12 protein-coding genes are annotated in these 13,468 nt (G+C 65.7%); 11 read left to right on the top strand and 1 reads right to left on the bottom strand.

The genetic code is table 11. The features are described 5' to 3' along the window. Positions 1-52: 52 nt before the first annotated feature. The 7 genes from ACOIX3_RS11635 to ACOIX3_RS11605 are packed head-to-tail and all read left to right on the top strand — an operon-like array spanning position 53 to position 7,465. Positions 53-325, top strand: coding sequence for a helix-turn-helix domain-containing protein (locus ACOIX3_RS11635; protein WP_028339461.1), 273 nt, complete (start codon positions 53-55; stop codon positions 323-325). Then, positions 322-2,337: a hydrogenase 4 subunit B gene (hyfB, locus tag ACOIX3_RS11630; protein ID WP_420969927.1), complete on the top strand. Its 2,016-nt coding sequence runs from the start codon at positions 322-324 to the stop codon at positions 2,335-2,337. Before ACOIX3_RS11635 ends, hyfB begins: the two co-directional genes overlap by 4 nt. Continuing rightward, positions 2,328-3,284: a respiratory chain complex I subunit 1 family protein gene (locus ACOIX3_RS11625; RefSeq protein ID WP_420969925.1), complete on the top strand. Its 957-nt coding sequence runs from the start codon at positions 2,328-2,330 to the stop codon at positions 3,282-3,284. The genes hyfB and ACOIX3_RS11625 overlap by 10 nt, the downstream gene beginning before the upstream one ends. Further along, positions 3,284-3,946 (top strand): hydrogenase-4 component E, encoded by a 663-nt coding sequence (locus tag ACOIX3_RS11620; protein WP_298364919.1) that lies wholly within the window; start codon positions 3,284-3,286, stop codon positions 3,944-3,946. The genes ACOIX3_RS11625 and ACOIX3_RS11620 overlap by 1 nt, the downstream gene beginning before the upstream one ends. Then, on the top strand, positions 3,943-5,391 hold the full coding sequence (locus tag ACOIX3_RS11615) for a hydrogenase 4 subunit F (protein WP_420969922.1): 1,449 nt from the start codon (positions 3,943-3,945) through the stop codon (positions 5,389-5,391). The genes ACOIX3_RS11620 and ACOIX3_RS11615 overlap by 4 nt, the downstream gene beginning before the upstream one ends. A 16-nt stretch (positions 5,392-5,407) precedes the next feature. Further along, a complete protein-coding gene (locus tag ACOIX3_RS11610; RefSeq protein ID WP_420969920.1) occupies positions 5,408-6,919 on the top strand; it encodes an NADH-quinone oxidoreductase subunit C in 1,512 nt (503 codons plus the stop codon). A gap of 12 nt (positions 6,920-6,931) precedes the next feature. After that, a complete protein-coding gene (locus ACOIX3_RS11605; RefSeq protein ID WP_420969919.1) occupies positions 6,932-7,465 on the top strand; it encodes an NADH-quinone oxidoreductase subunit B family protein in 534 nt (177 codons plus the stop codon). Between the two features lie 165 nt (positions 7,466-7,630). On the opposite strand, the gene ACOIX3_RS11600 is transcribed toward ACOIX3_RS11605, so the two are convergent. Then, on the bottom strand, positions 7,631-8,641 hold the full coding sequence (locus tag ACOIX3_RS11600; protein WP_420969918.1) for a LacI family DNA-binding transcriptional regulator: 1,011 nt from the start codon (positions 8,639-8,641) through the stop codon (positions 7,631-7,633). Positions 8,642-8,739: 98 nt separating this feature from the next. Between ACOIX3_RS11600 and ACOIX3_RS11595 the strand changes: the two genes are divergently transcribed. The 4 genes from ACOIX3_RS11595 (at position 8,740) to ACOIX3_RS11580 (ending at position 13,460) form a co-directional block, all read left to right on the top strand. Further along, entirely contained in the window at positions 8,740-9,612 is an 873-nt protein-coding gene (locus ACOIX3_RS11595; protein ID WP_420969917.1) for a phytanoyl-CoA dioxygenase family protein, read from the top strand. Positions 9,613-9,688: 76 nt separating this feature from the next. Continuing rightward, a complete protein-coding gene (locus ACOIX3_RS11590; protein ID WP_420969915.1) occupies positions 9,689-11,035 on the top strand; it encodes an MFS transporter in 1,347 nt (448 codons plus the stop codon). 3 nt (positions 11,036-11,038) lie between these two features. Next, the gene (locus ACOIX3_RS11585) at positions 11,039-11,899 is read left to right on the top strand and encodes a sugar phosphate isomerase/epimerase family protein (RefSeq protein WP_420969913.1); all 861 of its coding nucleotides are present in this window, start codon (positions 11,039-11,041) and stop codon (positions 11,897-11,899) included. 154 nt (positions 11,900-12,053) lie between these two features. Beyond that, complete coding sequence (locus ACOIX3_RS11580) at positions 12,054-13,460, top strand: hypothetical protein (protein ID WP_420969912.1); 1,407 nt, start codon at positions 12,054-12,056, stop codon at positions 13,458-13,460. The last annotated feature ends 8 nt before the right edge of the window (positions 13,461-13,468 follow it).

Below are 13,468 nucleotides of genomic sequence, written 5' to 3'. Positions count from 1 at the left end.
GTGCATAAATGACATTCAAACAGACCCGACTCTCAATCGACGGCTTTGATCGATGATCACCGCGGCGCAGCTCCGGGCTGCCAGAGCCTTGCTTGGCATTGACCAAAGGCAGCTCGCCGAGCTGTCCGGACTTTCGGTGCCGACCATCCAGCGCATGGAGGCGAGCGAGGGCACCATTCGCGGCAATGTCGACTCGCTTGTGAAACTGATCGACGCGCTCGGCACGGCCGGCGTCGAAGTCATCAACGAGGGCGCCGTCAGCAGCGGCGGCGGCCGCGGCGTGCGATTGAAGGCCGGGTCCGGCTCGCCGAAGGTGCAGACATGATCCAGACGGTCACTCAGCAGGTCTGGTGTGTTGCCGCACTGCTGGAAACGACCGCTCTCGCGATCGCAACGAGCCGATCGCGCCGATCGACAGCCATCATCTACGGCGCGACCTTTGCGATTTCGCTGGTCGCATTGGCCGGAGCCCTGTTCTCGCTCATCTCCCACGCCAGTGCGACGGAACTGATACTGCCGATCGGCTTGCCGTGGCTGGGATCGCATTTCCGCCTCGACGCGCTCGCGGCATTCTTTCTCGCCGTGGTCAATCTCGGCGGTGCGGCCGCAAGTCTTTATGGCCTCGGCTATGGCAGTCACGAATCCGCACCACAGCGCATCCTTCCCTTCTTTCCGGCATTCCTGGCCGGAATGAACCTCGTTGTGCTGGCCGACGATGCATTCACCTACCTCTTGTGCTGGGAATTCATGTCGCTCGCGTCCTGGGCGCTCGTCATGGCGCACCACCGTGAGGCAGACAATGCGCGTGCGGGCTACGTCTATCTCGTGATGGCAAGCTTCGGGACGCTGGCTCTGTTGCTCGCTTTCGGCCTGCTGGCGGGAGCCGGCGGCAGCTACAGTTTTGCGGCCATCCGCAGCGCCCAGCACGCCCCGTCCGAAGCCGCGCTGGTGCTCGGGCTGATGCTGCTCGGCGCCGGATCGAAAGCCGGCCTGGTTCCGTTGCACGTGTGGCTGCCGCTGGCCCATCCCGCAGCACCGAGCCATGTCTCGGCGCTGATGAGCGGCGTGATGACGAAGGTCGCGATCTACGGATTCATCCGGGTCGTGTTCGATCTGCTCGGGCCGCCAAGCTGGTCGGCGGGTGTCGTGGTGCTGGTCCTTGGCGGCGCGACCGCCGTGATGGGGATCCTCTATGCGCTGATGGAGAACGATCTCAAGCGCCTGCTCGCCTACAGCACGATCGAGAACATCGGCGTCATCTTCGCAAGCCTCGGCCTGGCGCTGGCATTTCAGGCGAACGGCCTCGGCCTGGCGGCGGCCCTCGCCTTCACGGCGGCATTGTTCCACGTGCTCAACCATTCGTTCTTCAAGAGCCTGCTGTTCTTCGGCGCCGGCGCCGTGCTGACGTCGACCGGCGAACGCGACATGGAGAAGCTGGGCGGCCTGATCCACCGCATGCCGCTCACCAGCTTCGTCTTTCTCGTCGGCTGCGTCGCGATCTCGGCGCTTCCGCCGTTCAACGGGTTCGTCTCCGAATGGCTGATGTTTCAGGCCGTCCTGCAGAGCCCCGATCTGCCGCAATGGCTACTGAAGATCATGGTGCCCGCAGTCGGCGCCCTGTTGGCGCTGGCGGCGGCGCTCGCCGCCGCATGCTTCGTCAAGGCGTTCGGAATCACGTTCCTCGGCCGCGCGCGGAGCCGGGCCGCGGAAGCCGCCTGCGAAGTCGATCGCTATTCGCTTGCCGCGATGTTCAGCCTCGCCGTGCTCTGCTTCCTCGCCGGCGTTCTGCCGGGCGTTGTGATCGACGCGCTCTCGCCCGTCGCGCAGGCCATGATCGGCCACCGGATGCCGGTTCAGGCGAACGACCCCTGGCTCTCGATCGTGCCGATCGAGGAGAGCCGCAGTTCCTACAACGGATTGCTCGTCTTTGTTTTCATCACGGCCGCGGCGTCGCTTGCGGTGTATTTCATCCATCGCTTCGCGTCGCGCGCGATCCGGCGCGGACCGGCCTGGGGCTGTGGCTTCACCGATCCGACACCGGCGGCGCAGTATTCCGGAGCGAGCTTCGTCCAGCCGATCCGCCGGGTGTTCGGCACCCTGGTTTTCCAGGCTCGCGAGCATGTTGACATGCCTTCGCCGGGCGAACTGCGGCCGGCCCGCTTCAGGGTCGATATGCACGATCTGGTCTGGGAGCGGCTGTATACGCCGGTGACTGAAGTCGTCTGGTTTTTCGCCGATCGGCTGAACCAGCTCCAGTTCCTGACCATCCGCCGCTACCTCAGTTTGGTGTTCGTAACCCTCGTCACGTTGCTGCTGGTCGTCGCGATATGGTCGTGATCTCGGACATCCTCGTTCAGTTCGGCCAGATGACGCTCGTGCTGCTGCTTGCGCCGCTCCTGACCGGCGTCGTACGCAAGGTAAAGGCCCGCCTGTTGCGCCGGAGAGGACCGTCGGTCTTCCAACCCTATCGCGACCTGCTGCGGCTGCTACGCAAGGAGGTCGTGCTCGCCGAAAACGCGTCCTGGCTGTTCCGCGTCACACCCTATGTGACGTTCGCGGCGATCTGGGTCGCTGCGGCGCTGGTCCCGACATTTGCAACCGGCCTGGAGTTCAACTGGAGCGCCGACCTGATCGCGATCGTCGCCCTACTCGGCAGCGCGCGCTTCTTCCTCGCACTTGCCGGCATGGATGTCGGCACCAGCTTCGGCGGCATCGGCTCTAGCCGCGAGGTGATGATCGCTGCACTGGCCGAGCCGGCCATGTTGTTGATGGTGTTCTGCGTCGCGCTGATTGCCGGCTCGACCCAGCTGTCGACGGTCGCGACCTTCATGGCGTCGTCCGAAGTGGGATTGCGTGTCTCGCTCGGCATGGCGATGATCGCCCTCATCATGGTGGCGCTTGCCGAAAACGCGCGCATCCCGGTCGACAACCCGGCGACGCATCTGGAGCTGACCATGGTGCACGAGGCGATGATCCTCGAGTATTCCGGGCGTCACCTTGCCATGATCGAGTTCGGCGCCTTTCTCAAGCTGCTGCTGTACATCTCCCTGATCATCTGCGTGTTCTTCCCGTGGCAGATCACCACCGAGGGTGCGGGTCCGCTGTCCTATCTGGTGAGCGTCGCCGCCTACATCCTCAAGCTTGCGGTCGCAAGCTTGCTCCTTGCTGTGTTCGAGACCGCGACGGCGAAGGTGCGGGTTTTCCGGGTCCCCGAGTTCCTCGGCGCCGCGCTCATGCTCGGCCTGCTCGGCACGCTGCTTCGGTTCGTGTCACGGAGCTTCTGATGCACAACCTCGCCTTCGACATCGCCCATCTGCTCGCCGGCGGCCTCGTGCTGATCAGCTTCATGATGCTGTACCAGGACCGCCTGTATGCGCTGCTGAACATCTTCGCGCTTCATGCAGTGGTGCTCGCAGCTTCCGTCGCCTGGCAGGCATTCGTCCAGAACGCGCCGCATCTTTACGTGACGGCGGTGATCGCGCTGGTCTTCAAGGCGACCATCATCCCGGTGGCGCTGCACCGGATCGTCAAGCAGCTCGGCATTCATCGCGATATCGAGACCTCGGTAGGTATCGGCCTGACCATGCTGGCGGGCATGGGGCTCGTCGCCCTCTCCATGATGGTGATGCTCCGTGTGACCGGCGCGGCCGATCCGCTGGCGCGGGAAGACCTCGCCTTCGCGCTGTCGGTGGTGCTGCTGGGATTGCTGGTCATGGTGACGCGGCGCAACGCCGTCAGCCAGGTCGTCGGCTTCATGTCGCTGGAGAACGGCCTGGTGCTGGCCGCGACCGGCGCCAAGGGCATGCCGCTCGTGGTGGAAATCAGCGTTGCGTTCTCGATCCTGATCGCATTCATCGTCATCGGCGTGTTCCTGTTCCGGATCCGGGAGCGGTTCGATACCGTCGACGTCGGCGCGCTCGATGAATTCAGGGGAGAGCGTCGATGACTGCGGCGTCGGATGCCGTCGCCTGGGTTCTGCTGATACCGATCTGTGCCGCGGCGGTGCTTGCGGCGCTGCCCGGCTACCGGCTGACCGCGGGGCTCAATATCCTCGCCAGTCTCGGCACCTTGCTGGCCGCGCTTTCGCTGCTCGTCATCGAGCGCCCGCAGCCCAGCCCGTACCTGCTGATCGACGATCTCAACATCGTCTTCATCGTGCTCAACACCTTCGTGGGCTTCACCACGAGCGTGTTCAGCGCGAGCTATATCGCCCACGAACTCGAGACCGGACGGCTGACGCCGGGCTATCTGCGATTCTACCATGCCATGTATCAGGTGATGATGTTCGGCATGAACCTCGCATTCGTGTCGAACAATATCGGCCTGATGTGGGTCGCAGTCGAGATCGCCACGCTGACCACCGTCCTGATGGTCGGCATCTATCGGACCCATGCGGCGCTGGAAGCCGCCTGGAAGTATTTCATCCTCGGCAGTGTCGGCATCGCGCTCGCGCTGTTCGGCACGATCCTGGTGTACATGGCGGCGCGACCGGTCATCGGCGAGGGCCAGGACGCCATGGTGTGGACGGTGTTGATCAGCCGCGCCGCAACCTTCGATCCGGCATTGCTCAACGTCGCCTTCATCTTCCTGCTGCTCGGATACGGGACCAAGGTCGGCCTGGCGCCGCTGCACGCCTGGCTTCCGGATGCCCATGCCGAGGGCCCGACCCCGATCTCCGCCGTGCTCTCCGGCCTGTTGCTCAACGTTGCGCTATACGCTGTGCTCCGCTTCAAGATCCTGCTCGCCGCCAATCCGGATGCGATATCGCCGGGCCCGCTGATGGTGACGATGGGGCTGACCTCGCTGCTTTTCGCAGCCTTCATGCTTTACCGCCGCCGCGACATCAAACGGCTGTTCGCCTATTCCTCGATCGAGCACATGGGCATCATCGTGTTTGCGTTCGGGATGGGTGGCCCGCTCGCCAACTTTGCCGGCCTGCTGCACATGGTGATGCACAGCCTCACCAAGTCGGGAATCTTCTACGCGGTCGGCCACATCGCGCAGGTGAAGGGCACGCAGCGGATCGCCAACATTCGCGGCCTGACTGAGACCCATCCGGCGCTCGGCTGGAGCCTCGTGATCGGCGTGGTCGCGATCGCCGGCCTGCCGCCGCTCGGCATCTTCATGAGCGAATTTCTGATCGTCAGCTCCACCTTTGCGCGCCAGCCGCTGCTCGCCATCCCGCTCGTCTTCGGCCTGTTGCTCGCCTTCGGCGCGCTGATCCTGCGCCTGACCAGCCTTGCTTTCGGCGAGCCGCGCGGCAATGTCGCACCGGCGGATGCGTCCTATCTGCCGATGTTCGCGCATTTCGCGCTGGTGCTGACTGCGGGCATCTACCTTCCGGGACCGCTGGTCGTCTGGTTCCAGCACGTCGCCAACCTTCTGGGGTAGCGAGGGAGAACGGGACATGCCGACGTTGATCGATCTGATCCAGGCAGGCCGCGCCGTCCAACGGCACCATCCATGGCCGCGCGCGATGGTGGACGGCGATGCCTGGCGTGCCGCCGCTGGTGCCCTCGCCGATGGCGGCTTGAGCCTGCTCGGGCTATGGGGCGAACCATCATGCGTGCATATGGCCATCCTCGACGACCGCACCTCCAATATCGGCGTGATCAGCCTGGATTGTCCCGATCGCCGATTCCCGTCGGTTGCGGCCTATCACCCTCCGGCGCTTCGATTGGAGCGCACCATCCACGACCTGTTCGGGCTTCAGGCTGCCGGCACGCCGGACCCCCGCCCCTGGCTCGACCACGGCCGATGGCAAATGCGTTTCCCGCTGGGTGAGCGTCTTGATGCATCGCCGGATCCGGCGCCGTATCAATTCCTTCCGGCCGAAGGCGACGGCCTGCATCAGATCGCGGTCGGCCCCGTGCATGCCGGCATCATCGAGCCCGGACATTTCCGCTTTACGGCGAGCGGCGAGACCGTGGTCCGCCTGGAGCAGCGGCTCGGCTACACCCATAAGGGCATCGAAGGGCTGATGGCGGGGAGCACCGTCGAGCAGGCCGCGCGGCTCGCCGGCCGGGTCTCCGGCGACAGCACGGTCGCCTATGGACTGGCCTTCGCGCAAGCCGTCGAGGCCGCGCAACAGATTGCCGTGCCGCCCCGCGCGCTCTTGCTGCGTGCGCTGATGGCCGAGCTCGAACGACTGGCGAATCATCTCGGTGACATCGGAGCGATTTGCAACGATGCGTCATTTGCGCTGATGCAGGCGCATTGCGCCGTGCTGCGCGAATGCGTGCTGCGCGCGGCCGACGCTGCATTCGGCCACCGCCTGATGCGCGACCTTGTCGTTCCCGGCGGCGTCGCGCGCGACATCGCCGGCGACGGACGCAACGCAATCCGGGCCGCGCTCGACCAGATCCGCCGGCATTTCCCTGCGCTGGTCGAACTCTACGACAACACTGCCTCGTTGCAGGATCGCACCGTCACCACCGGCATCGTGACGCCGGCGCTCGCCCGGCAATTCGCGGCCGGTGGCTATGTCGGGCGCGCAAGCGGCCGCAACCACGACGCCCGACGCAGGCCCGGCTATCGCCCCTATGATGGCCTGCGTTTCGACGTCCCCGTCCTCAGCGACGGCGACGTCAACGCCCGCGTCTGGATCCGGATCCGGGAAGTCGAGCAGAGCCTTGCGCTAACGGACCAGATCCTGATCGGCCTCGAGGCCGGCCCGGTCAGAGTGTCGCTGCAAGCTGCGACCGAACCTAGCGAAGGCATCGCGCTGGTCGAAGGTTTCCGGGGCGACATCCTGGCCTGGCTGCGCCTGAACGGCGATCGGATCGAGCGATGTCACCTGCGGGATCCGTCATGGTTTCAGTGGCCCCTGCTCGAGGCAGCGATCGAAGGCAACATCGTGGCGGACTTCCCACTCTGCAACAAGTCGTTCAACTGCTCCTATTCCGGGCAGGACCTCTGAGGACCTGAGGCGATGCGCAAACTTTTGTTCCAGAGCCTGTTTCGCCAGCCATTGACCGAGCAAGCCCCGCGTCCGGACGACGCTGCGCTCGCGGAGCTCGCGGCCACGGTCGGCCGCACCGCACGACGATGCCTCGGCCGCAGCCTCTCGATCCGCGAGGTCGATGCGGGCTCGTGCAACGGATGCGAGCTGGAAATTCACGCGCTCAGCAATGCGTATTACGATGTCGAACGGTTTGGAATCCGGTTCGTCGCCTCGCCGCGTCACGCCGATGTCCTGCTCGTCACAGGTCCGGTCACGAACAACATGCGCGAGGCGCTGGAGCGCACATACCACGCGACCCCCGATCCCAAATGGGTCGTCGCTGTAGGCGATTGCGCCAGGGATGGCGGATGCTTTGCCGGCAGCTATGCGGTGGTTGGCGGGGTCTCGGCGGTTGTCCCCGTCGATCTCCATATTCCGGGTTGCCCTCCTTCGCCGATGGCCATTCTGCGTGGCCTCGTCAGCTTGCTCGAGGTGGCGGACTCCGGCGCCGCGGCAAGGTGAGAGCACGCAGAGAGATGCGTTAGCCACCTGCGTGGCGGCGTCGGTTGCTAAGGCATGATGAGACTAGGTTGAGCTGGATCGGCATCGGCATCGGAGGTTCACCTCTCCCTTGGGAGAGGTGAACCGAAACCGCCGCCAGCCGATTCAACCAAATCTCATCCCGCGCTAACCGCTGTCGCGGAGCACCAGCTCGAAGCCGAGATCGATGCGGCGCTCGCCGCCGCGCTCCAGCATCAGCGTCGCCGCGGTGCGGCCGATCGCATCGCCATGCACGCTGATCGTGCTCAATGTCGGCGAGATCAGCTGGCCCATTTCGAGATCACCGAGGCCGATCACGGCGACCGGCTGCGCCGATGCAGGCCCGTCGCGCAACAGCCCGGCCTTGCGCAGCCCCGACATGAAGCCGATCGCATGCGCATCGTTGGCGGCGAACACCGCATCGACATCGGGCAGGCGCGCATGCGCCGCCACGCTGCCGGAGTCCTTGCGGTCGAGGATCAGCCGGCGCGGCTCGGCGAGACCGCTTGCCAGCGCCTCGTCCCGGAAGCCGAACCAGCGCCGTGTGCCGCGCGGATCATCGCCGCCGATGAAGGCGAGCTGCTTGCGCCCTTGCGCAACCAGGTGCTTCGCGACAGCGACGCCGGCCTGGTAATTGTCGAAGCCCGCGACCGCATCGATCGGGTTGGCCGGCAGATCCCAGGTCTCGACGATCGGGATCCGCGCATTGCGCAGCAGGCGGCTGCCCTCCTCGGTCGCCGGCGAGCCGACCATGATGATCGCCTCGGGACGCCGCGACAGCAGCGCCGCCAGCACGCGATCCTCGCGCACCGCGTCGTAGCGCGACTGCGCCAGGATCACGGAGAAGCCGAGCGGCTCGAGCTTGTCGGACAGACCTTGCACCGTGTCGGCGAAGATCGAGTTGGCAATGGTCGGCACCAAGACGCCGACCGAATTGGTCCGTGCACTCGCCAGCGCGCCTGCCACCAGGTTCGGGACATAGCCGAGGTCGCGCATCGCCCGCTCGACCCGCGCCCGGGTCTCGGGGGCGACGAGGTCAGGCATCCGCACCACCCGGCTCACCGTGATCGAGGAGACGCCGGCGCGCTTGGCCACCTCTGAAAGGGTGGGCGCGGCACCGGTCGGGCCGGTCCCAGGGTCGGTCAGGTCGGAGCTCATGGGCCGGACCCTGCACGATTCCGGGTTGCCAAGCCATGATGTTAGCGCTAGCATCGAGCCATGTTAGCGCTAACATGGAACAAAATGGGAGAAACGGCATGATTTCTGACGAGCAGGCCCAGGCCTACAAGCGCGACGGGGTGATCGTGGTCCCCGAGGTGCTGAACCAGGAGACCCTCGGCAAGGTCCGCACGGTGCTCGCCGAGCTGGTGGCCGGCGCCGCCGCGGTGAGCGAGCACACCGACGTCTACGACCTCGAGCCGGGCCATACGCCGGAGACCCCGCGCGTCCGCCGCATCAAGGCGCCGCACAAGGTGCACCCGATCTTCGACGAGATCATCCGCAGCCCCGCCGTGATCTCGATCCTGACCAGGCTGATCGGCCCTGGCCTTCGCCTGCACGGCTCAAAACTCAACATGAAGTCGGCGCAATACGGCTCGCCGGTCGAGTGGCATCAGGACTGGGCGTTCTATCCGCACACCAATGACGACATCCTCGCGATCGGCGTGCTGCTCGACGACTGCGATATCGAGAACGGCCCGATGCTGGTGACGCCGGGATCGCACACCGGCAGCACGATGTGGGATCATCACGGCGAGGACGGCTGCTTCGCCGGCCTGATCGATCCGGACCAGATCCAGGACGACATCAAGCGCGCGGTGCCCTGCATGGGCAAGGCCGGCAGCATGTCGTTCCACCACGTGCGCGCGCTGCACGGCTCGGCGACCAACACATCGGACCGGCCGCGCAACCTGCTGCTCTATGAAGTGGCCGCCAGCGACGCCTGGCCGCTGATGGGCGTGAAGGATTTCGACGAATTCAACGGCCGCCTGCTGGCGGGGCCGCCCGTGGTCGCACCGCGGCTCACCGACGTGCCGGTGCGGATGCCGCTGCCGCCGGCCAAGCGACAGGGATCGATCTACGAGACCCAGTCGGCGTCGAAGAAATCCTACTTCACGCGCGCCGCCTGAGACCTGAGACAATGCCCGCGGCCAGCCGCGGGCATTGCTGCTTTCAAGACATAAAAACAAAACAACGGGGAAACGAATGACCGAGATGGCAAGAGATGGCGCTCGCACATCGCGCCTGCGTGTGATCCTGGCCGCAAGCATCGGCTCCGCGCTCGAATGGTACGACTTCTTCCTGTACGGCACCGCGGCCGCGCTGGTGTTCGGCGAGCTGTTCTTTCCGAAGAGCGATCCAGTGGTCGGCACGCTGCTGTCGTTCCTGACCTTCGGCGTCGGCTTCGTGGTGCGGCCGTTCGGCGGCCTGCTGTTCGGCATCCTCGGCGATCGCTATGGCCGCAAGCCGGTGCTGGTCGCAACGCTGTTGATGATCGGCATCGGCACCACCGCGATCGGCTTCCTGCCGACTTATGCGCAGATCGGCGTCTGGGCGCCGATCCTTCTGGTCGCGATGCGCGTCATCCAGGGCCTCGGCGCCGGTGCCGAGTATGGCGGCGCGGTGATCTATCTCGTCGAGAACGCGCCGCCGAAGCATCGCGGCTTCTGGGGCGGCTTCGCGCCGCTCGGTGTCTCCGTCGGCAATCTGCTCGCCGCCGCCGCCTTCGCGCTGGTGACGATGCTGCCGCGCGAGGCGCTGATGAGCTGGGGCTGGCGCCTGCCCTTCCTGGCGAGCTTCCTGCTGATCGTCGTCGGCATCTTCGTCCGCATGCGCATCACCGAGACGCCGGTTTACACCCAGGCGGTGGTTGCGCGCGGCAAGGTCGAGCGCAATCCGGCGATGGAGGCGTTGCGCCGGCACCCGCGCAACTTCTTCGTCGTGCTCGGCGCCCGGATGGCCGAGAACGGGCTCGGCTATTTCTTCCCGGTGTTTGGATTGAGCTACGTCATCACCACGCTCGGTGTGCCGAAAGCGGAGGCGCTCAGTGCGCTGATGCTGGCCTTCGCGATCGAGCTGTTTGCGATCCTCGGCTTCGCGGCATTGTCTGACCGGATCGGACGGCGGCCGGTCTACATGTTCGGCGCGCTGGCCGGCGTCGCGCTTTCCTTCCCGTTCTTCTGGATGGTCGGCACCAAAGAGTGGATCATGATCGCGCTCGCCTTCATCCTGGCGCGCGCCGTGGTGACGGCGGCGATGTTCGGGCCGCAGGCGGCGTATTTCGCCGAACTGTTCCCGCCACAGCGCCGCTTCGCCGGCTTTGCCTTCGCGCGCGAGCTCGGCTCGCTGCTGTCGGGCGGCCCGGCCCCGTTCGTCGCCACCGCATTGGTGGCGGCCTATGGCACCTGGTGGCCGGTCGCCTGCTACGCGATGTTCCTGTCCGCCTGCACGGTGGTTGCGATCTGGATCGGACCCGAGACCTATCAGGAGAACATCGCCGAGGACATGAGCGAACAGGCCGAGCTGCCCGCGGCGATCCCGGCGCGGGCCTGATCGGTGGCGCAGCAGCTGCGCGTGTTGCAGTCGCTCTGGGCGATGGAGCGGCGACGGGCGGATGAAGGCGAATGGCCGCTGCAAACCCAGCTCGCGATGATCCGCGATGCCGGGTTTGACGGCGCCGGCGTACGCTTCATCGATCCCGCCTTCGCGCGCGAAGTAGCGGGCTTCCTGCGCGCGCATGGCATGATCTGGCAGGCGCAATGCTATCCGAAGAGTGTCGACGACCTGAAGCCGGTGCTGGAGCTGGTGGCGCAGCTCGGCGCCGATCACGTCAACCTGCAGCCGGACGTTCGGCCGCGGCGGCTCGCCGACTGCATTCCCCTGCTCGAAGGCTGGCGGCGGCTCGCCACGGAGGCCGGCGTTGCCGTGCATGTCGAGACCCATCGCGACCGCATGACGACCGACCTGTTCTTCATGCTCGATTTGCTCGACTGCTTTCCCGATCTGCGGCTGACCGCCGATCTCTCGCATTACCTGGTCGGACGTGAGTTCGCCTGGCCGGTCGACGACGTCAATCATGCGATGATCCATCGCATCCTCGACAATGCCTGGGGCATCCACGGCCGCATCGCGAGCCGCGAGCAGGTGCAGATCTCGCTCGGCTTTCCGCAGCACCAGGGCTGGGTGTCGCTGTTCATGGGCTGGTGGGACTACGGCATCCGCTCCTGGCGCAAGCGCGCCGGGCCCGATGCGACCCTGACCTTTCTGTGCGAGCTCGGTCCCCCGCCCTATGCCATCACCGGGCCCGATGGGCAGGAATTGTCCGACCGCTGGCAGGACGCGCTGGTCATGAAGGACATGATCCGCGCACTGTGGGACCGCATCGCGAACGAGCCGCACGGCGCACCATCGAGTTGATCCAGAGAAGCTGCAGCGGCATGCTGCGGCGAAGCAATTCAGAACCGAAGCCCTTATGCGCGACCATCGGGTCTCCGCTCCTCGACGCCTCACATGCGTCGTTGTCCTGGCCATTGCGGCGTTCGCTCAGGCGAAGGCTGCCGCGGCAGAGCTGATGCTTGATGTCGCCGCCATGCCGCCGGTCGCGACCATCGACCCGCGCTTCCAGTCCTACAACATCGAGATGGTCGAGGTGACCGGCGGGCGGTTCTGGAAGCCCTATGCCGCCGCACAGCCGGGCGCGAAGCCGGAACGGTTCGCAGCGCGCACGCCGATCGATCTGCACGACGACAGGCTACGCAAGCTCGCAGCGGCACTCGCTCCCGCCTACCTTCGTGTGAGCGGGACCTGGGCCAACAGCACGTTTTTTGCGGATTCCGACGCGCCACTATCGGCGCCACCGACCGGCTTCAAGGGTGTGCTGACACGGCAGCAGTGGCGAGACGTGATCGACTTCTCGCACGCCGTCGACGCGCCCATTGTCACCTCCTTTGCGATCAGCGCCGGCACGCGCGATGCTGACGGCCGATGGACCTCCGAACAGGCCCGGCAGCTTCTCGCTTTCACGAAATCGACCGGCGGCCAGGTCGCCGCAGCCGAATTCATGAACGAGCCCGATCTGCCGGCCATCGGCGGCGCCCCGGAGCATTACGATGCCGCAGCTTACGGCCGCGATTTTGCAACGTTCCGCGCATACATGAAGGATACCGCACCCGACGTCACGATCCTCGGCCCAGGCACGATCGGCACCGGCGCGGATACAAAAGCCCTCTTTGCCGTTTCAGCGGCGGGCATCGACGCGGTCTCCTACCATCATTATGGCGCGCTCTCGGCGCGATGCTCCGGCGATCGCACGGCACAGCAGGCCTTGTCAGACCAATGGCTGGCACGAACCGGCAAGACATTCGCGTTCTACCGGACGCTGCGCGACCGGCTTGCACCGGGCAAGCCGATCTGGCTGACCGAGACCGCGGAGACCGCGTGCGGCGGCAACCGCTGGGCTGCGACCTTCACCGATACGTTCCGCTATCTCGACCAGCTCGGGCGGCTCGCCAAGGCGGGCGTTCAGGTGGTGATGCACAACACGCTTGCCGCGAGCGACTACGGGCTGCTCGACGAACGAACCCATCTGCCGCGGCCGAACTACTGGGCCGCGCTGCTATGGCGACGGCTCATGGGAACCAGCGTGCTCGATGCCGGCATCGCCGAGCAATCCGGTCTCCACGTCTATGCACATTGCGCGCGCGATACTCCTGGCGGAATAGCCCTGCTCGTCATCAACAATGATCGACGGACGCGGCGCAGGCTGACGCTGCCGGCGGCATCGCAACGCTACACATTGGCGAACGAAAAACCTGTCGACGGCAATGTTCGGCTCAATGGCAGTACGCTCGCGCTTGGGGCTTCCGACCAGATGCCCGCCCTGAATGGCGAGCCGGCCCCGGCGGGAGCGATCGTCTTCGCTCCGGCAACGATCACGTTCCTGACCGTTGCCAATGCGGGCAACACCAACTGCCGGTAGCGACCTGG

Source organism: Bradyrhizobium sp. B120, from assembly GCF_049075665.1.
GTDB lineage: Bacteria > Pseudomonadota > Alphaproteobacteria > Rhizobiales > Xanthobacteraceae > Bradyrhizobium.
Note: the sequence above shows the minus strand (reverse complement) of the source record. Positions and strands in the feature narration are given on the sequence as shown.